Origin of the sequence: Serratia bockelmannii, from assembly GCF_008011855.1 — a bacterium.
GTDB lineage: Bacteria > Pseudomonadota > Gammaproteobacteria > Enterobacterales > Enterobacteriaceae > Serratia > Serratia bockelmannii.
On the sequence record NZ_VOUX01000031.1, the window covers coordinates 211,483 to 228,424 of the forward strand.

Sequence of the window (16,942 nt, forward strand, 5' to 3'; positions counted from 1 at the left end):
CATCCCCATATACTCATTAACCAGATTTTATGAAACGTTAGATGCTTGCGTCTCATGAGATTCCCCCTCAACCTGGCGGAAATTAAACTAAGAGAGAGCTCTATGAACCCTGAGCGTTCCGAACGCATTGAAATCCCCGTCCTGCCATTGCGCGACGTGGTGGTTTATCCGCACATGGTGATCCCGTTATTTGTTGGCCGGGAAAAATCGATTCGGTGCCTCGAAGCCGCAATGGATCACGATAAGAAGATCATGCTGGTGGCACAGAAAGAGGCCTCAACGGATGAACCTGGCATTAACGACTTGTTCTCGGTTGGCACCGTAGCGTCGATCCTGCAGATGCTGAAGCTGCCGGACGGCACGGTAAAAGTGCTGGTCGAGGGGCTGCAGCGCGCGCGCATCACTACGCTGTCCGACAGCGGTGAGCATTTCGCCGCGCAGGCGGAATACCTGGAGTCGCCATCGATCGACGAGCGCGAGCAGGAAGTGCTGGTGCGCACCGCGATCAATCAGTTTGAAGGCTATATCAAGCTGAACAAAAAAATCCCGCCGGAGGTGCTGACCTCACTGAACAGCATCGACGACGCCGCGCGCCTGGCGGACACCATCGCTGCCCACATGCCGCTGAAACTCAGCGACAAGCAGTCGGTGCTCGAGATGTCCGACATCACCGAGCGTCTGGAATACCTGATGGCGATGATGGAATCGGAGATCGACCTGCTGCAGGTTGAGAAACGTATCCGCAACCGCGTCAAGAAGCAGATGGAGAAGAGCCAGCGCGAGTACTATCTGAATGAGCAGATGAAGGCGATTCAGAAAGAACTGGGCGAAATGGACGACGCGCCGGACGAGCACGAAGCGCTGAAGCGCAAGATCGATGCGGCGAAAATGCCGAAAGAGGCGCGCGAGAAAACCGAAGCGGAACTGCAAAAGCTGAAGATGATGTCGCCGATGTCGGCGGAAGCGACCGTGGTGCGCGGCTACATCGACTGGATGCTGCAGGTGCCGTGGAATGCGCGCAGCAAGGTGAAAAAAGACCTGAACAAGGCGCAGGAAGTGCTCGATACCGATCACTACGGCCTTGAGCGCGTCAAGGATCGCATCCTCGAGTACCTCGCGGTTCAGAGCCGCGTCAGCAAAATCAAGGGGCCGATCCTGTGTCTGGTGGGGCCACCGGGCGTGGGTAAAACCTCACTGGGGCAGTCGATCGCCAAAGCGACCGGTCGCCAGTACGTGCGCATGGCGCTGGGCGGCGTGCGTGACGAAGCGGAAATCCGCGGTCACCGTCGTACCTACATCGGTTCGATGCCAGGCAAACTGATCCAGAAGATGGCTAAGGTTGGGGTGAAGAACCCGCTGTTCCTGCTGGATGAGATCGACAAGATGTCTTCCGACATGCGCGGCGATCCGGCTTCCGCTCTGCTGGAGGTGCTGGATCCGGAACAGAACGTGGCGTTCAACGACCACTACCTGGAAGTCGATTACGATCTGTCCGACGTGATGTTCGTTGCCACCTCTAACTCGATGAACATTCCTGCGCCGCTGCTGGACCGTATGGAAGTGATCCGCCTGTCGGGTTACACCGAGGACGAGAAGCTCAACATCGCCAAGCAGCACCTGCTGCCGAAGCAGCTTGAGCGCAACGCGCTGAAAAAAGGCGAACTGACGGTCGATGACAGCGCCATCATCGGCATCATTCGCTTCTACACCCGCGAAGCCGGGGTGCGTAGCCTGGAGCGTGAAATCTCTAAGCTGTGCCGTAAAGCGGTGAAAACGTTGCTGATGGACAAGAAGCTCAAGCATATCGAGATCAACGGCGACAACCTGAAGGATTACCTGGGCGTGCAGCGCGTCGATTACGGCCGTGCGGATACCGAAAACCGCGTGGGCGAAGTCACCGGGCTGGCGTGGACGGAAGTGGGCGGCGATCTGCTGACCATCGAAACCGCCTGCGTGCCGGGCAAAGGCAAGCTGACCTACACCGGTTCCCTGGGTGAGGTGATGCAGGAATCGATTCAGGCGGCGCTGACCGTGGTGCGCGCGCGCGCGGAGAAATTGGGCATCAACGCCGATTTCTACGAGAAACGCGACATCCACGTGCACGTGCCGGAAGGGGCGACGCCGAAAGACGGCCCGAGCGCCGGTATCGCGATGTGCACCGCGCTGGTCTCCTGTCTGACCGGTAACCCGGTACGCGCCGATGTGGCCATGACCGGCGAGATCACGCTGCGCGGCCAGGTGTTGCCGATCGGCGGCCTGAAAGAGAAGCTGTTGGCGGCGCATCGCGGCGGCATCAAAACCGTGCTGATCCCTTACGAGAACAAGCGCGATCTGGAGGAGATCCCGGACAATGTTATCGCCGATCTGGAGATTCATCCGGTGCAGCGAATCGATGAAGTTTTGAACATTGCGTTGCAAAACCCGGCCTTCGGCGCACTGCCGGTAGCGGCAAAATAGTGACGAATCGCAAAAACCATTGATAAAACTTATACTGGCAAGCCATTTCGGACTTGCCAGTATTTTTTTGTACCGCTAAGTTAGATCTCTGTCGGCCCGCGTTTTGCCACCCAGTCGGTGGCTTGCCAAGGTTCGATGGGATTGATATAACAGCTGCGCTGTCGCAACCGTAGGGATTTTTCGGTGCGACGATAGAATTCTAGAGGGGATGATAGAGTGAATAAGTCACAACTGATCGACAAGATTGCCGCAGGTGCTGATATTTCCAAAGCGGCAGCGGGACGTGCTTTAGACGCAGTAATCGCTTCCGTTACCGACTCTCTGAAAGCAGGGGATGACGTGGCTCTGGTAGGTTTCGGTTCCTTCACCGTGCGTGAACGTTCGGCTCGTACCGGCCGCAACCCGCAGACCGGTAAAGAGATCAAAATCGCGGCAGCCAAAGTACCGGCCTTCCGTGCAGGGAAAGCGCTGAAAGACGCTGTAAACTGATTTAGCGTCTAACCGTTTAGCGTAACAGGGTTTTGTAATAAACAATCACCTGACGCAGCGGTGCTGGTAAGGTAAGATACAAGGCGCATCGGACTGATGCGCTTTTTTTATTTTTGTCGCAGGGAACGCGCCTGCACAAGGGTTGTTAATCCACATCACAGCGGAGTGTTGTCACACTATGATGGACAATTTACGCGCGGCTGCCAATCACGTCGTGCTCAAAATCATCCTGGCCCTGATCATCCTGTCATTCGTTCTGACCGGGGTGGGTAACTACCTGATCGGCGGCTCCGGCGATTATGCTGCGAAAGTAAATGGTCAGACGATCGAACGCGCTCAGCTGGAACAGGCTTTCCAAAGCGAGCGTAGCCGCATGCAGCAGCAACTGGGTGACCAGTTCTCCGCGCTGGCCGGCAACGAAGGCTACATGCAGCAGATGCGCCGTCAGGTGTTGTCCCAGTTGATCGACAACATGCTGCTTGATCAGTATGCCAAGAAGCTGGGCCTGGCGGTCAGCGACGATCAGATCAAGGACGCCATCCGCAAGGCGCCTTACTTCCAGACCAACGGCCAGTTTGATAACGCCAAATACCTCGACCTGATCGGCCGCATGGGCTACACCGCCGACAACTTCGCGCAGTCGATGCGCCAGCAATTGGTCAATCAGCAGGTGATCCAGGCCTTCGGCGATTCCGGCTTCGTGCTGCCGTCTGAATCGCAAGCCATGGCGGCGTTGGTGCTGCAGGAGCGCGACGTGCGCCTGGCGACTATCGATTTGAAAGCGCTGCAGGCGAAACAGAGCGCCGGCGACGACGAACTGAAGGCGTATTACGATCAGAACAAGAACAGCTTCATCGCACCGGAGCAGGTGAAGGTGAGCTATATCCCGCTGGACGCCGCGTCCATGCAGGACAAGGTGAAAGTGAGCGAAGAGGACATCAGCGCTTACTATGACCAGCACAAGAGCAGCTATGGCCAGCCGGAGCGTAAAAACTACAGCGTGATCCAGCTGAAAACCGAGGCGGAAGCCAACGCGGCGCTGGACGAGCTGAAGAAGGGCGCCGATTTCGCCACCCTGGCGAAAGAAAAATCCACCGACATCATTTCACGCCGTACCGGCGGTGAGCTGGGTTGGCTGGAGCCGGAAACCACCGCTGACGAGCTGAAGCAGGCTAACCTGACCGAGAAAGGGCAGCTGTCCGGCGTGGTAAAATCCTCTGTCGGCTTCCTGATCGTGCGTTTGAACGACATCGAACCTGAGAAACTGAAACCGTTGAGCGAAGTGCATGACGCTATCGCCAAGCAGGTGCAGCAGGAGAAAGCGGTAGACGCGTATTACGCGCTGCAGCAGAAGGTGAGCGAAGCGGCGACCAGCGACAACGAATCTCTGGCCTCGGCTGAAGAAGCGGCCGGCGTGAAAGCGGCGCAAAGCGACTGGTTCACCCGTGACAACATTCCTGCCGCGCTGAACTTCAAGCCGGTCGTGCAGGCGATCTTCGACGGCTCGCTGATCGGCGAGAACGGTGCGCCGGGCAGCAACTCTGACGTTATCACCGTAGACGGCGACCGCGCCTTCGTGGTGCGCGTGAGCGGCCACAAGCCGGAAGGCATCGAACCGTTCGACCAGGTGAAAGACCGCGTGGCCGAGCTGGTGAAGCGCAACAAAGCGGTGCAGGAAGCGAAACTGCAGGGCGAGAAGCTGCTGGTTGAGCTGAAGCAGGGCAAGGGCGACGAGGCGATGAAAGCTGCCGGCCTGAGCTTTGGCGCCGTGCAGAAGATGGCGCGCGCGCCGGAAGACAGCCAGCTGGTGGAGAGCGTGTTCGCGCTGCCGCACCCGCAGGACGGCAAACCGGTGTACGGCATGTCGCAGGATCGCCAGGACAACGTGGTGCTGATCGCACTCGATGCGGTGAAGCCAGGCACGCTGCCGGAAGACGAAATGAAAACCTTCGTCGGCAAGATGGAAGAGGGCGCGACCGGCGTTTCCTTCGATTCGCTGCTGGCGAGCCTGCGTAAAGAAGCCAAAATCAAAATGGGCGCCGCTGAGCAACAGCCGCAGTAATCGCCGCATTTTTCTGCAACGCAGTGCAACAAACAAAGGCCGCTTTCGCGGCCTTTTCCACATCTGATATCCGCCGATTGCTGAATATCCGCCGCCGCGGCAAGGTAGCCGTGCTGTCACACACAAGGAGGATACAGCATGCAACATACAGAGAAAAAAGCGTTATCAGGTTACCGTCATCACGTCAAAGCGGCGCTGACCGCGCTGTTGTTATGCCTCGCGGGGCCAGCCGCCGCGGTAGATAAAGCCGATGCGCCGGCGCCGATGCTCTCAACACCGGCGGGCAATGGCGGGCAATCGGTGATGACCAAGGCAACCGAAGAGGCGGCGGTCAGCATCAATCAGGCCACCGCCGAACAGCTGGCTGCCGCCCTGAGCGGCGTCGGTCTGAAGAAGGCGGAAGGCATCGTGCGCTACCGCGAACAGAACGGGCCGTTCACCCAGGTTGAGCAGTTGCAGGAGGTGCCGGGCATCGGGCCGGCGCTGTTCGAGAAGAATCGCACCCGACTGAAAATGTGATCCCGGTCGCGGCTGCGTGGCAAAATGCCGCTGAGGCCGTGACTCCTCTGCTACATTTTACAGGTCTTACCAGTTTGGCGAGTTGACCAAACGGGCGAGGGAGCCTCTGCGGCTCCCTCTTTCTGTAATCACCAGGCAGGAGCGATCGTTCCCTATGCAAACCTTTATCAAAGTTCGCGGTTATCACCTTGATGTTTACCAGCACGTTAACAACGCCCGCTATCTGGAGTTTCTGGAAGAGGCGCGCTGGGAGTGGCTGGAAAACGAGGCCGGGTTCCGCTGGATGACGGAAAACAACATCGCTTTCATCGTGGTGAACATCAATATCAATTACCGCAGCCCGGCAGTATTGGGGGATAAGCTGCGTATCGACAGCCAGATGGTGCAGCTCAACGGCAAGAGCGGGGTGCTGAGCCAAAAAGTGACGCAGGATCCGGCGGGGACGCCGGTGGCCGACGCGCTGCTGACTTTCGTGTGCGTCGATCTGAAAACGCAGCGGGCGCTGCCTATTGAAGGCGAATTGCGCGAGCACCTGGAGGCGCTCACGCTGAAGGAAAACCCGCAGTAAACTCACGGGCGGCAGAGGTTGCCGCCGTCACTGCCTCAGGCCAGAGCGGCCTTCTGTTTCAACGCCGCCATCACTTCCGCCTGGTTGGCCCGGTATTGCATCAGGCCATTGGCGCGCAGGTTGCAGGCAGCGCATTCACCACAGCCGTCACCCTTGATGCCGTTGTAGCAGGTCAGCGTATCCTGCCGCACGCGATCCAACTGGTGGTAATAATCCGCCAGCGCCCAGGTCTCGGCCTTGTTCAGCCACATCAGCGGCGTTTCGAAGCGGATATCGCGAGCGATGCCCAGCACCACCGCTTTGTTCAGTGCTTTAACGAACTCGTCGCGGCAATCCGGGTAGCCGGAGAAGTCGGTTTCACACACGCCCGTGATCACCGCTTCCGCTTCCACCTGGTAGGCGTAGATCGCCGCCAGCGTCAGGAACAGGATATTGCGGCCCGGCACGAAGGTGCTCGGCAGCGCGTTTTTCTGGTTGGGATCGTAGGCGGGAACCGGAATATTGTCGCGCGTCAGGCTGCTGACGGCCAGCTCATTGAGCAGCGTTACGTCCAGCACCTTGTGCGCTTTGGCGCCGAGGGCCACCGACAGCTCTTGAGCCACTTCAATCTCGGCGCGATGGCGCTGGCCATAATCGAACGTGACGCAGTGAACTTCGTCATACTGTTGCAATGCCTGGATCAAGCAGGTCGTGGAGTCTTGTCCACCGCTGAAAACGACAACCGCGCGCTTCATAAAATCACCTTTTTGGACTTTGGCCATTCCCGATACACATTCGGGCGGCAGGATAAAAATTGCGTTGCGGCGACAATAGTAGCAGAAAGGGCCGCCAGGCGCAGGGCGGTTCGGCTCAGGTCGGTGCGTCGTCCACCGGCGGCGGCAGCCACGCCTGGCAAAAATCGAACCAGCCGTGCGCGGTCAGCGTCACGCCATGCATGCGCGGCGGCGCGCTGATCTGATACTGGTAGTGGAACAGCGGCGTGATGATGGCGGCGGCCATCAGCCGTTGGTAATAGGCCTGCAGCCGCTCGAAGCGCGGTTGCTGCGCCTGCAGCTGCTGGATCTGCTGCAGCGTCTCCTGTTGCTGCTGCCAGCGGCTTTCCGTCAGGATGCCGCGCCACAGCGTATCCTGCCGCAGCCAGCTCTCCAGCGTCGCCTCAGGCGCTTCGCCGATCAGGTTGTCCGCCAACAGCAGGTCGGCCTGGGCGATCTGTTCCTCGCTTTGCCAGCGCTTGCCGGCGTAGTAGCGCACCTCCAGCTCGCAGCCGTGCTGCGCCAACAGCTGTTGCAGCGCGACCGTCACCGTTTCCAGCTCGACCGGCGGCCGATACAGCAGCGTCAGCCGGGCAGGCAGGGGGACATCTTCTTCAATCTGTTGGCTGGGAATGCGCCAGCCGGGCAGCATTTCATGGCTGGGGGTGATCACGCTGTTGGGGATCGGCAGATGGTTCAGCAGGCCTGACTGCTGGATCAGCATCAGCAGCTTTTGCCCCTGGGCTTCGCTCAGCACGCCGTGGCGCAGGTTCAGCGCCAAATAACACCAGCCCAGGCTCATACTGCGCTGTACCGGCCGGGCCTGCGCCAAATCGTCTTGCTGACCGATGGTGATGCGCACCGGATGCTGGCAGCTGGCGTCGGCGCCGGCGGTGGGCAGATCGGGGGTGATCCAGTATTCGATGGTGTCCAGATACGGATGCTGCAGATGGTAACCGGCGTGCTGTTCTAGCCGCACCAGCTGCGGTTCATTCAACGTCAGTTTGAACGGGCCGGCGCCGATGGCCGGCAGCTCCGGATGGGGCATCAGACAAGGCAGCTCCGCCAGCCGGTGGGCCAGCCAATAGTCCGGCAACTGCAGATCAAACTGAATGCACAGCGGATGCGGCAGGCTGATGTTCGCGACGTTGGCCAAGCTGGGTTGGCTACGCGGGTGGCGCTGCAGTTTTTCCAGCGTTTGCAGCAGCTGGTGGCCGGTCAGCGGTTCACCGTTGTGCCAGCGCAGCTGGCTGCGCAGAAAGAAGCGCCAGCGCAGGCCGCGATCGTCAATCTGCCAGTGGTGCGCCAGATCGGGCTGCGGTTCCGGGTTACCGGTCATCAGGCGCGTCAGCCCGGCGTGCAGGGTCGACACCAGATGTTGTTCGGCGCGGCCGGTCAGCGTGAGCGGATCGAGCGCTTCCAGCGTGCGGTAATAGGGAATGCGCAGCGTCGGGCTGCCGGCCTGCCATTGCCCGCCGAGGTGCGGGCTGAGCAGATCCTGCAGGTGCTGCGGATCGAGTTGCGCCATCTCCAGCGCCCCCTGATGGTTGCCCTGTTGCAGTAGCTGTTGCAGTAGCTGCGCGCGCAGTTCATCCGGGGTTTTCAGGCAGTGCAGGCGAGCGCGTTTGCCACGGCCGGGCTGCGAATGCCAGCTCAACCAGCCTTGATCCTGCAGCTGTTGCACCAGCGTGCGGGCGTGTCGCTCGCTGCAATAGAACATCGCCGCCAGTTCGCCGATGGTCACGGCGACCGGCGCGCTGCCGAGTTGATGGTACAGGCGTTGATATTGGCTGAGACGGTGAACCAGGCGCATGAGTAGAAATCCGGAACAGTTTTCTCAAATTGTTCACTATTACTTCCGCAAATGCCATCCCATACTGCAGTGATTGTAATCGCGTTCACATTCAGAGGTCTCTATGTATCGCCTGGCAGCTTTCGATATGGACGGCACGCTGTTGATGCCGGATCACCGGGTTGGCCCGGAAACGCTGGCGGTGCTGAACCAGCTGGTGGAACGGGAGATGGTGGTGACGTTCGCCACCGGACGGCACTACCTCGATGCGCAACCGATCATGGCGCAGCTGGGGCTGCAGGGCTACCTGATCACCGGCAATGGCACGCGGGTGTATGACAACCGCGGCCAACAGCTGCATGCTACCGATCTGCCGGCGGCGGTCGCCGAAGAGGTGCTGCATCATCATTGGCGCACCTGCGCCAGCATGCATGTGTTCCGCGACGAAGGTTGGCTGACCGAATTCCCCGTGCCGGAAGAGATGCTGCGGGCGCATCACCTGAGCGGCTTTCGTTTTCAGTTGGCCGACGTGCGCCGCCTGCCGGCGTTCGGCAACAGCAAGGTGTGTTTTGTCGCACCGCATGAGGAATTGCTGGCCTTGCAGGTGCAGCTGCGGGCACAGCTGGGTGGTGAGGCCGATCTGTGCTTTTCCGCCTACGACTGCCTGGAGGTGTTGCCGCTCGGTTGCAACAAGGGTACGGCGCTGGACCGGCTGAGCCGCCATCTGGGGCTGACGATGGCCGATTGCATGGCGTTCGGCGACGCAATGAACGACAAAGAGATGCTGGGGGCGGTGGGGCACGGCGTGGTGATGGGCAACGCCCTGCCGCAGCTGAAATCCCTGCTGCCGCAGCTACCGGTTATCGGCCATTGCCAGCAACAGGCGGTGGCCCACTATTTACAACATTGGCTGCGTTCACCTTGCCTCACCTATTCCCCCGAAGAATGAGGTTCTCCTTACAGCCGGCCGGGTATGACTACCCGGCTTTTTTTTACCTAACGCCTGGCGTTACAAATCCGCCAGCTGCGCCAGATACGGCTGCAGATCGCCGATGTTGTTGCTGACCCATTCCGGATTGTAATAGGTATCCAGGTAACGCTCGCCGCTGTCGCACAGCAGGGTGACGATCGATCCTTGCTCGCCGTTTTCCCGCATCTGCTTCGCCAACTGCAGCGCACCCCAAACGTTGGTGCCGGTAGAGGCGCCAACCTTGCGGCCCAGCACGCCTTCCAGCCAGTGAATGGTGGCGACGCTGGCAGCATCCGGCACGCGCAGCATGTTGTCGACCACCGATGGGATGAACGACGGCTCGGCGCGTGGGCGGCCGATGCCTTCGATACGGCTGCCGCAGCTGCCGATCAGGGTGCGATCGCCGTGGTGGAAGCAGTCATAGAACACCGAGTTTTCCGGATCGACCACCGTCAACCGGGTGTCGTGCCCCTGATAGCGGATGTAGCGCCCCAGCGTGGCGGAGGTGCCGCCGGTGCCGGCGCTCATTACGATGTGTTTCGGCACCGGGAAGGGTTCGCGCGCCATCTGGCGGAAGATGCTGTCGGCGATGTTGTTGTTGCCGCGCCAGTCGGTGGCGCGCTCGGCGTAGGTGAACTGATCCATATAGTGGCCGTTCAGCTCTTTCGCCAGCTGTTCGGAGGCGGCGTAGATCTGGGCGGCGTGATCGACGAAGTGACAGCGGCCGCCGTAAAAGGCGATCTGTTCCACCTTGCGGCGCGCGGTGCAGGACGGCATCACCGCGATGAACGGCAGGCCGATCAGGCGAGCGAAGTAGGCTTCGGACACCGCGGTGCTGCCGGAGGAGGCCTCGATAATGGTGGTGTTCTCGGTGATCCAGCCGTTGCACAGGCCATAAAGGAACAGCGAGCGCGCCAGGCGGTGTTTCAGGCTGCCGGTCGGGTGGGTGCTCTCATCTTTCAGGTACAGGCAGATGCCGGGAAACGCCGGCAGGTTCAGGCGAATTAGGTGCGTATCGGCGGAGCGTTGAAAATCCGCTTCTATTTCACCGATAGCATATTTTACCCAAGAGTTTGTCATGATTTGGCCTCAGAATAGGGGGCTGATTTATGGCGTAGCATAGCCTGTCGGCGGGAAAAAAGGATTGCCATTTTTCCTGTTTAATCGCCTAATGAGAGAAAATTTTTCTCCTGGTGGCCGCTATGTTAGATAAAACAGACCGTAAGCTGCTGTGCATGCTGCAGCAAGATTGCACCCAGTCGCTGCAGGCGCTGGCGGATGCGGTCAATTTGACCTCGACGCCGTGCTGGAAACGCCTGAAGCGTCTGGAAGACGAGGGCTATATCCGCGGTCGGGTGGCCTTGCTGGATAATGAAAAGCTCGGCCTGGGGCTGACGGCGTTCGTGCTGATCAAAACCCAGCAGCACAGCAGCGAGTGGTATCAGGCTTTTGTGCAGCTGACCAGCCAGATGCCCGAGGTGCTGGCGTTTTACCGCATGGCGGGAGAGTACGACTACCTGATGCAGGTCGAAGTGGCGGACATGAAAAGCTACGACGGCTTTTATAAGCGTCTGGTGAACGGCGTACCGGGCCTCATCGACGTCACCTCGAGCTTTGCCATGGAAAAAATCAAATACACCACCGCGCTGCCGGTGCCGGAGTGAAAAGTTCACCGGACGGGCGGCTCAACGGTGGTATCCTGCTCTGCTGAAGCAGAAAAAGAGACAAATCCCATAAAACCCTGGAATCAAACTGCGTGAGATTATTTGCTCAAATCGGCTGGTACTTCCGCCGGGAGTGGCGCCGCTACCTCGGGGCGGTGGTGCTGCTGATCGTCATCGCCATCCTGCAACTGCTGCCGCCTAAGCTGGTCGGCATCATCGTGGACGGCGTCACCGAAAAACAGATGTCCACCGGCGTGCTGATGGCCTGGCTCGGGTTGATGATCGGTACCGCGATCGTCGTTTACCTGCTGCGCTATGTGTGGCGGGTGTTGCTGTTCGGCGCGTCCTACCAGCTCGCGGTCGAGCTGCGCGAAAACTTTTACCGTCAGCTCAGCCGGCAAAACCCCGCGTTTTACCTGCGTCACCGCACTGGCGATCTGATGGCGCGCGCCACCAACGATGTGGATCGCGTGGTATTCGCCGCCGGTGAAGGCGTGCTGACGCTGGTGGATTCGCTGGTGATGGGGTTGGTGGTGTTGGTGGTGATGAGCACCCAAATCAGCTGGCAACTGACAGTGCTGGCGTTGATCCCGATGCCGTTGATGGCGATCGCCATCAAATATTACGGCGATCAGCTGCACCAGCGCTTTAAATCGGCACAGGCGGCGTTTTCCAGCCTGAACGATCAGGCGCAGGAAAGCATGACCAGCATCCGCATGATCAAGGCCTTCGGGCTGGAAGATCACCAATCCAACCGCTTCGCCGAGGTGGCGGCGCAGACCGGGGCCAAGAACATGCACGTGGCGCGGGTGGATGCGCGCTTCGATCCGACCATTTATATCGCCATCGGTGCGTCTAACCTGCTGGCCATTGGCGGCGGCAGCTGGATGGTGGTGAACGGTTCGCTGACGCTCGGGCAACTGACCAGCTTTGTGATGTATCTCGGCCTGATGATCTGGCCGATGCTGGCACTGGCCTGGATGTTCAACATCGTCGAACGCGGCAGCGCGGCCTACAGCCGCATCCGCAGCCTGCTTGATGAGGCGCCGGCGGTGCAGGATGGCCCACAGGCGCTGCCGGCCGGGCGCGGCGTGCTGGACGTGGATATCCGCGCGTTCCACTACCCGGAAAACCCACATCCGGCGCTGCACGATGTGGCGGTGACGCTGAAACCAGGGCAAATGCTGGGGCTGTGCGGGCCGACCGGGGCCGGTAAATCGACGCTGTTGTCGCTGATCCAGCGTCAGTTCGACGTCGACCAAGGGCAGATCCGCTATCACGGCCTGCCGTTGCCGCAGGTCAAACTTGACGACTGGCGTTCGCGACTGTCGGTGGTGAGCCAAACGCCGTTCCTGTTCTCCGATACCGTGGCGAACAACATCGCGCTGGGCCATCCGGGCGCGACGCAGGCGCAGATCGAACAGGCAGCGCGGCTGGCCAGCGTCCATGAGGACATTTTGCGGTTGCCGCAAGGCTATGACACCGAGGTGGGCGAACGCGGCGTGATGTTGTCGGGCGGGCAGAAACAGCGCATCTCCATTGCGCGTGCGCTGCTGCTGGATGCAGAGATCTTGATCCTCGACGACGCGCTGTCGGCGGTGGACGGCCGTACCGAACACCAAATCCTGCACAACCTGCGCAGCTGGGGGCAAGATCGCACGGTGATCATCAGCGCGCACCGGCTGTCGGCATTGACCGAAGCCAGCGAGATCCTGGTGATGCAGCACGGCGGTGTAGCGCAGCGCGGCGATCCGGCGGCGCTGGCGGCGCAGCCGGGCTGGTATCGCGATATGTACCGTTATCAGCAGCTGGAAGCGGCGCTGGACGAAGCGCCGGAAAACGGCGAGGAGGCGTTGGCCGATGAATAAAGTGCAAAAGCTGTGGCCGACGCTGAAGCGGCTGCTGGCCTACGGCTCGCCGTACCGCAAACCGCTGGGGCTGGCGGTGCTGATGCTGTGGATAGCGGCGGCGGCGGAAGTCGCCGGGCCGATCCTGGTCAGCTATTTTATCGATAATTACGTCGCCAAAGGGCAACTGCCGCTGATGATTGTCGGCGGGCTGGCGGCGGCCTACATTCTGCTGGAGCTGCTGGCGGCGGCGCTGCACTACTTCCAGGCGCTGTTGTTCAACCAGGCGGCGGTGGGCGTGGTGCAGCGGTTGCGTACCGACGTGATGGACGCCGCGCTGCGCCAACCGCTCAGCGCCTTTGACACACAACCGGTCGGGCAATTGATCTCGCGCGTTACCAACGACACCGAAGTGATCAAGGATCTGTACGTGATGGTGGTCTCCACGGTGCTGAAAAGCGCCGCGCTGATCGGCGCCATGCTGGTGGCGATGTTCAGCCTCGACTGGCGCATGGCGCTGGTGGCTATCTGCATCTTCCCGGCGGTGTTCGTGGTGATGGGCATCTATCAATACTACAGCACGCCGATTGTGCGCCGGGTGCGCAGTTATCTGGCGGACATCAACGACGGTTTCAACGAAGTGATCAACGGCATGGGCGTGATTCAGCAGTTCCGCCAGCAGGTGCGCTTCGGCGAGCGCATGAGCGCCGCCAGCCAGTCGCATTATCTTGCGCGCATGCAGACCCTGCGGCTCGACGGTTTTCTGCTGCGGCCGCTGCTCAGCCTGTTTTCGGCGCTGGTGCTGTGCGGCCTGTTGATGCTGTTCGGCTTCAGCGGCGAGGGCGTGATTGGCGTCGGCGTCCTCTACGCCTTCATCAACTACCTGGGGCGTCTGAATGAACCGCTGATCGAGCTGACGTCACAGCAGTCGATCCTGCAGCAGGCGGTGGTGGCCGGCGAACGCATTTTCGAGCTGATGGATCGCAGCCAGCAGAGTTACGGTGCCGACGATCGTCCTCTGGCCGGTGGCCGCATCGACATCACCGATCTGAGCTTCGCTTACCGTGCGGACAAAAAGGTGCTGCAGCATATTTCGCTGGCGGTGCCCTCACGCGGCTTCGTGGCGCTGGTCGGACATACCGGCAGCGGCAAGAGCACCTTGGCCAACTTGCTGATGGGCTATTACCCGGTCAGCGAGGGGGAAGTGCGTCTCGATGGACGCCCGATATCCAGCCTGTCGCACCGCACGCTGCGTCAGGGCGTAGCGATGGTGCAGCAGGATCCGGTGGTGATCGCCGATTCGGTACTGGCCAACGTCACGTTGGGGCGTAACATCGAGGAAGACGCCGTTTGGCGGGCGCTGGAAACGGTGCAGCTGGCGAGTCTGGTGCGCGGCTTCCCGCAGGGTATCCACACCCGCCTGGGGGAGCAGGGCAATAACCTGTCGGTCGGGCAGAAACAGCTGCTGGCGATGGCGCGGGTCTTGGTGCAGGCGCCGCAGATCCTGATTCTCGACGAGGCGACCGCCAACATCGATTCGGGCACCGAGCAGGCTATCCAGCGGGCGCTGCGTGCGATCCGCGAGCACACCACGCTGGTGGTGATCGCCCACCGCCTCTCAACCATCGTCGATGCCGATTCCATTCTGGTGCTGCATCGCGGCCACGCGGTGGAGCAGGGCAACCATCAACAGCTGCTGGCGCAGCAGGGGCGCTACTACCAGATGTATCAGCTGCAGCTGGCGGGCGAGCAGTTGGCGGAAGCGGTGCGCGAGGAGAGTCAACCCGCCTGATCCCAGGGGGCCGCGATCGCGGCCCTTGTTTCTTTTCCACGCACCACAAGCAGGCAACCCGCCTGTGCCATGCCCCCTTTCTGCACTTTTTCGACGCGATGTGCACCAAATCAGTGCGCATTATTTAACCCATTCAAGGTATCGGCGCTGCGCTGCGTCGCGGCGGCGCCCGCGTGTGCGCTAATCCGCTGAATCGTCATGCAAAATTAAATTTGGCACAGCCCTTGCTACATATGACGCGTACCAGGGGTGAGTTTGGGCTTAATTCGTGGAGGGGCAATATGAAGCTGGTGACCGTGGTAATCAAACCGTTCAAGCTGGAGGATGTGCGCGAGGCTCTGTCCTCCGTGGGCATTCAGGGGTTGACCGTAACCGAAGTGAAGGGCTTTGGCCGCCAGAAGGGGCATGCCGAGCTGTATCGCGGCGCCGAATATAACGTCAACTTCCTGCCCAAGGTCAAAATCGATATCGCTATCGCCGACGATCAGTTGGATGAAGTGGTTGATGTGATTAGCAAAGCCGCCTATACCGGCAAAATCGGCGACGGCAAAATTTTCGTTGCCGAATTGCAACGCGTGATCCGCATTCGCACCGGCGAAACCGACGAATCGGCACTGTAACCACGAACTCAGTTAAGCAATGGGGATGGATTGATAATGAAAAGACTGTTATCCATGTTGGGCCTGAGTTCGGTAACCCTGGTTCCTTCTTTGGCCCTGGCCGCTCCGGCGGTCGCCGATAAGGCCGACAACGCCTTTATGATGATCTGCACCGCGTTGGTGCTGTTCATGACGCTGCCGGGCATCGCGCTGTTTTACGGCGGCCTGCTGCGCGGCAAAAACGTGCTGTCGATGCTGACGCAGGTCACCGTCACCTTCGCGCTGGTCTGCGTGCTGTGGGTGCTGTATGGCTACAGCCTGGCGTTCAGCGAAGGCAATGCGGTGTTCGGCGGATTCGAGACGGCGATGCTGAAAGGCATCGGCATCGACAGCGTCACTGGCAGCATCAGCCAGATGATCCACGTCGCTTTCCAGGCCTCCTTCGCCTGCATTACCGTGGCGCTGGTGGTGGGGGGCTTCGCCGAACGCATTCGCTTCTCGGCGGTGCTGATCTTCGCGATCCTGTGGTTCACCCTGTCTTACCTGCCGATCGCGCACATGGTGTGGGGCGGTGGCTATCTGGCCACCGACGGCGCGCTGGACTTCGCCGGTGGCACCGTGGTACACATCAACGCCGCCAGCGCGGGGCTGATCGGCGCCTATCTGCTCGGCAAACGCGCCGGCTTCGGTAAAGAGGCGTTCAAACCGCACAACCTGCCGATGGTGTTTACCGGGGCGTCCATCCTGTATATCGGCTGGTTCGGCTTCAACGCCGGTTCCGCCAGCGCGGCCAACGGCATCGCGGCCCTGGCATTCCTCAACACGGTGGTGGCTACCGCGGGCGCCATTCTCTCCTGGACCTTCGCCGAGTGGGTGCTGCGCGGCAAGCCTTCGCTGCTGGGCGCCTGCTCCGGCATGATCGCCGGGCTGGTTGCCGTTACGCCGGCGGCGGGCACCGTGGGCGTGGGCGGCGCGTTGATCGTCGGCCTGGTGGGGGGCGTCGCCGGCCTGTGGGGCGTCGTGACGTTGAAGAAATGGCTTAAGGTGGACGACACCTGCGACGTGTTCGGCGTGCACGGGGTGTGCGGCATCGTCGGCTGTCTGCTGACCGGCGTGTTCACCGCTTCTTCCCTCGGTGGCACCGGCTATGCCGAAGGCGTGACGATGGGCCATCAGGTGTGGATCCAGCTGCTGAGCGTCGTGATTACGCTGGTGTGGTCAAGCGTCGCCGCCTTTATCGCCTTCAAGATTGCGGGCGCGATGGTGGGGCTGAGAGTACCGGAAGAGCAGGAGCGCGAAGGGCTGGATGTCAACAGCCACGGCGAGAGCGCCTACAACCAATAAGACTCGAAGCAGGGCAGTGCGCGAAAGACTAAAATAATGATGAAGCAAAAAGGGGCGATGGAAACATCGCCCCTTACTTTATATTGC

14 protein-coding genes are annotated in these 16,942 nt (G+C 60.5%); 11 read left to right on the plus strand and 3 right to left on the minus strand.

Annotated features, from left to right (window positions below; genetic code table 11):
- Positions 1-102 precede the first annotated feature (102 nt).
- The 5 genes from lon (at position 103) to FOT55_RS15440 (ending at position 6,095) form a co-directional block, all read left to right on the plus strand.
- On the plus strand, positions 103-2,457 hold the full coding sequence (gene lon, locus FOT55_RS15420) for an endopeptidase La (RefSeq protein ID WP_025301766.1): 2,355 nt from the start codon (positions 103-105) through the stop codon (positions 2,455-2,457).
- Positions 2,458-2,673: 216 nt separating this feature from the next.
- Positions 2,674-2,946, plus strand: a complete 273-nt coding sequence (hupB, locus tag FOT55_RS15425; RefSeq protein ID WP_004940351.1) for a nucleoid-associated protein HU-beta — start codon at positions 2,674-2,676, stop codon at positions 2,944-2,946.
- A 178-nt stretch (positions 2,947-3,124) separates the two neighbouring features.
- Positions 3,125-5,008: a peptidylprolyl isomerase gene (gene ppiD / locus FOT55_RS15430; RefSeq protein ID WP_147823678.1), complete on the plus strand. Its 1,884-nt coding sequence runs from the start codon at positions 3,125-3,127 to the stop codon at positions 5,006-5,008.
- Positions 5,009-5,146: 138 nt separating this feature from the next.
- On the plus strand, positions 5,147-5,527 hold the full coding sequence (locus FOT55_RS15435) for a ComEA family DNA-binding protein (RefSeq protein WP_043135650.1): 381 nt from the start codon (positions 5,147-5,149) through the stop codon (positions 5,525-5,527).
- 154 nt (positions 5,528-5,681) lie between these two features.
- On the plus strand, positions 5,682-6,095 hold the full coding sequence (locus FOT55_RS15440; RefSeq protein ID WP_025301769.1) for an acyl-CoA thioesterase: 414 nt from the start codon (positions 5,682-5,684) through the stop codon (positions 6,093-6,095).
- A gap of 35 nt (positions 6,096-6,130) precedes the next feature.
- Here the strand turns inward: FOT55_RS15440 and queC are convergent, their stop codons facing one another.
- Together queC and FOT55_RS15450 are read right to left on the minus strand one after the other, a co-directional pair.
- Positions 6,131-6,829, minus strand: coding sequence for a 7-cyano-7-deazaguanine synthase QueC (queC, locus tag FOT55_RS15445; RefSeq protein ID WP_049296013.1), 699 nt, complete (start codon positions 6,827-6,829; stop codon positions 6,131-6,133).
- Positions 6,830-6,944: 115 nt separating this feature from the next.
- Positions 6,945-8,660 carry an SgrR family transcriptional regulator gene (locus FOT55_RS15450; protein WP_147823679.1) on the minus strand — a complete coding sequence of 572 codons (1,716 nt, stop codon included), beginning with the start codon at positions 8,658-8,660 and terminating at the stop codon, positions 6,945-6,947.
- Positions 8,661-8,763: 103 nt separating this feature from the next.
- Between FOT55_RS15450 and cof the strand changes: the two genes are divergently transcribed.
- Positions 8,764-9,588 carry an HMP-PP phosphatase gene (cof, locus tag FOT55_RS15455; RefSeq protein WP_025301772.1) on the plus strand — a complete coding sequence of 275 codons (825 nt, stop codon included), beginning with the start codon at positions 8,764-8,766 and terminating at the stop codon, positions 9,586-9,588.
- A 60-nt stretch (positions 9,589-9,648) separates the two neighbouring features.
- On the opposite strand, the gene FOT55_RS15460 is transcribed toward cof, so the two are convergent.
- Positions 9,649-10,689, minus strand: a complete 1,041-nt coding sequence (locus tag FOT55_RS15460) for a PLP-dependent cysteine synthase family protein (protein WP_025301773.1) — start codon at positions 10,687-10,689, stop codon at positions 9,649-9,651.
- Between the two features lie 122 nt (positions 10,690-10,811).
- On the opposite strand from FOT55_RS15460, the gene FOT55_RS15465 reads away from it, so the two are divergent.
- From FOT55_RS15465 to amtB, 5 genes are all read left to right on the plus strand, one after another.
- Positions 10,812-11,273 (plus strand): Lrp/AsnC family transcriptional regulator, encoded by a 462-nt coding sequence (locus tag FOT55_RS15465; protein WP_004940330.1) that lies wholly within the window; start codon positions 10,812-10,814, stop codon positions 11,271-11,273.
- Positions 11,274-11,365: 92 nt separating this feature from the next.
- Complete coding sequence (gene smdA / locus FOT55_RS15470) at positions 11,366-13,141, plus strand: multidrug efflux ABC transporter permease/ATP-binding subunit SmdA (RefSeq protein WP_060432557.1); 1,776 nt, start codon at positions 11,366-11,368, stop codon at positions 13,139-13,141.
- The gene (smdB, locus tag FOT55_RS15475; RefSeq protein WP_025301775.1) at positions 13,134-14,912 is read left to right on the plus strand and encodes a multidrug efflux ABC transporter permease/ATP-binding subunit SmdB; all 1,779 of its coding nucleotides are present in this window, start codon (positions 13,134-13,136) and stop codon (positions 14,910-14,912) included. Before smdA ends, smdB begins: the two co-directional genes overlap by 8 nt.
- Before the next feature lie 281 nt (positions 14,913-15,193).
- Positions 15,194-15,532 carry a P-II family nitrogen regulator gene (gene glnK, locus FOT55_RS15480; protein ID WP_004940327.1) on the plus strand — a complete coding sequence of 113 codons (339 nt, stop codon included), beginning with the start codon at positions 15,194-15,196 and terminating at the stop codon, positions 15,530-15,532.
- A 36-nt stretch (positions 15,533-15,568) separates the two neighbouring features.
- On the plus strand, positions 15,569-16,855 hold the full coding sequence (amtB, locus tag FOT55_RS15485; protein ID WP_147823680.1) for an ammonium transporter AmtB: 1,287 nt from the start codon (positions 15,569-15,571) through the stop codon (positions 16,853-16,855).
- Positions 16,856-16,942 lie beyond the last annotated feature (87 nt).

What these genes read in the sequence shown, in the direction of transcription:
- amtB (WP_147823680.1), top strand. Translation starts at nt 15,569, where the DNA reads ATGAAAAGACTGTTATCCATGTTGGGCCTGAGTTCGGTAACCCTGGTT.
- queC (WP_049296013.1), bottom strand. Translation starts at nt 6,829, where the DNA reads ATGAAGCGCGCGGTTGTCGTTTTCAGCGGTGGACAAGACTCCACGACC.
- FOT55_RS15440 (WP_025301769.1), top strand. Translation starts at nt 5,682, where the DNA reads ATGCAAACCTTTATCAAAGTTCGCGGTTATCACCTTGATGTTTACCAG.
- FOT55_RS15450 (WP_147823679.1), bottom strand. Translation starts at nt 8,660, where the DNA reads ATGCGCCTGGTTCACCGTCTCAGCCAATATCAACGCCTGTACCATCAA.
- lon (WP_025301766.1), top strand. Translation starts at nt 103, where the DNA reads ATGAACCCTGAGCGTTCCGAACGCATTGAAATCCCCGTCCTGCCATTG.
- ppiD (WP_147823678.1), top strand. Translation starts at nt 3,125, where the DNA reads ATGATGGACAATTTACGCGCGGCTGCCAATCACGTCGTGCTCAAAATC.
- FOT55_RS15435 (WP_043135650.1), top strand. Translation starts at nt 5,147, where the DNA reads ATGCAACATACAGAGAAAAAAGCGTTATCAGGTTACCGTCATCACGTC.
- FOT55_RS15460 (WP_025301773.1), bottom strand. Translation starts at nt 10,689, where the DNA reads ATGACAAACTCTTGGGTAAAATATGCTATCGGTGAAATAGAAGCGGAT.
- cof (WP_025301772.1), top strand. Translation starts at nt 8,764, where the DNA reads ATGTATCGCCTGGCAGCTTTCGATATGGACGGCACGCTGTTGATGCCG.
- FOT55_RS15465 (WP_004940330.1), top strand. Translation starts at nt 10,812, where the DNA reads ATGTTAGATAAAACAGACCGTAAGCTGCTGTGCATGCTGCAGCAAGAT.
- glnK (WP_004940327.1), top strand. Translation starts at nt 15,194, where the DNA reads ATGAAGCTGGTGACCGTGGTAATCAAACCGTTCAAGCTGGAGGATGTG.
- smdB (WP_025301775.1), top strand. Translation starts at nt 13,134, where the DNA reads ATGAATAAAGTGCAAAAGCTGTGGCCGACGCTGAAGCGGCTGCTGGCC.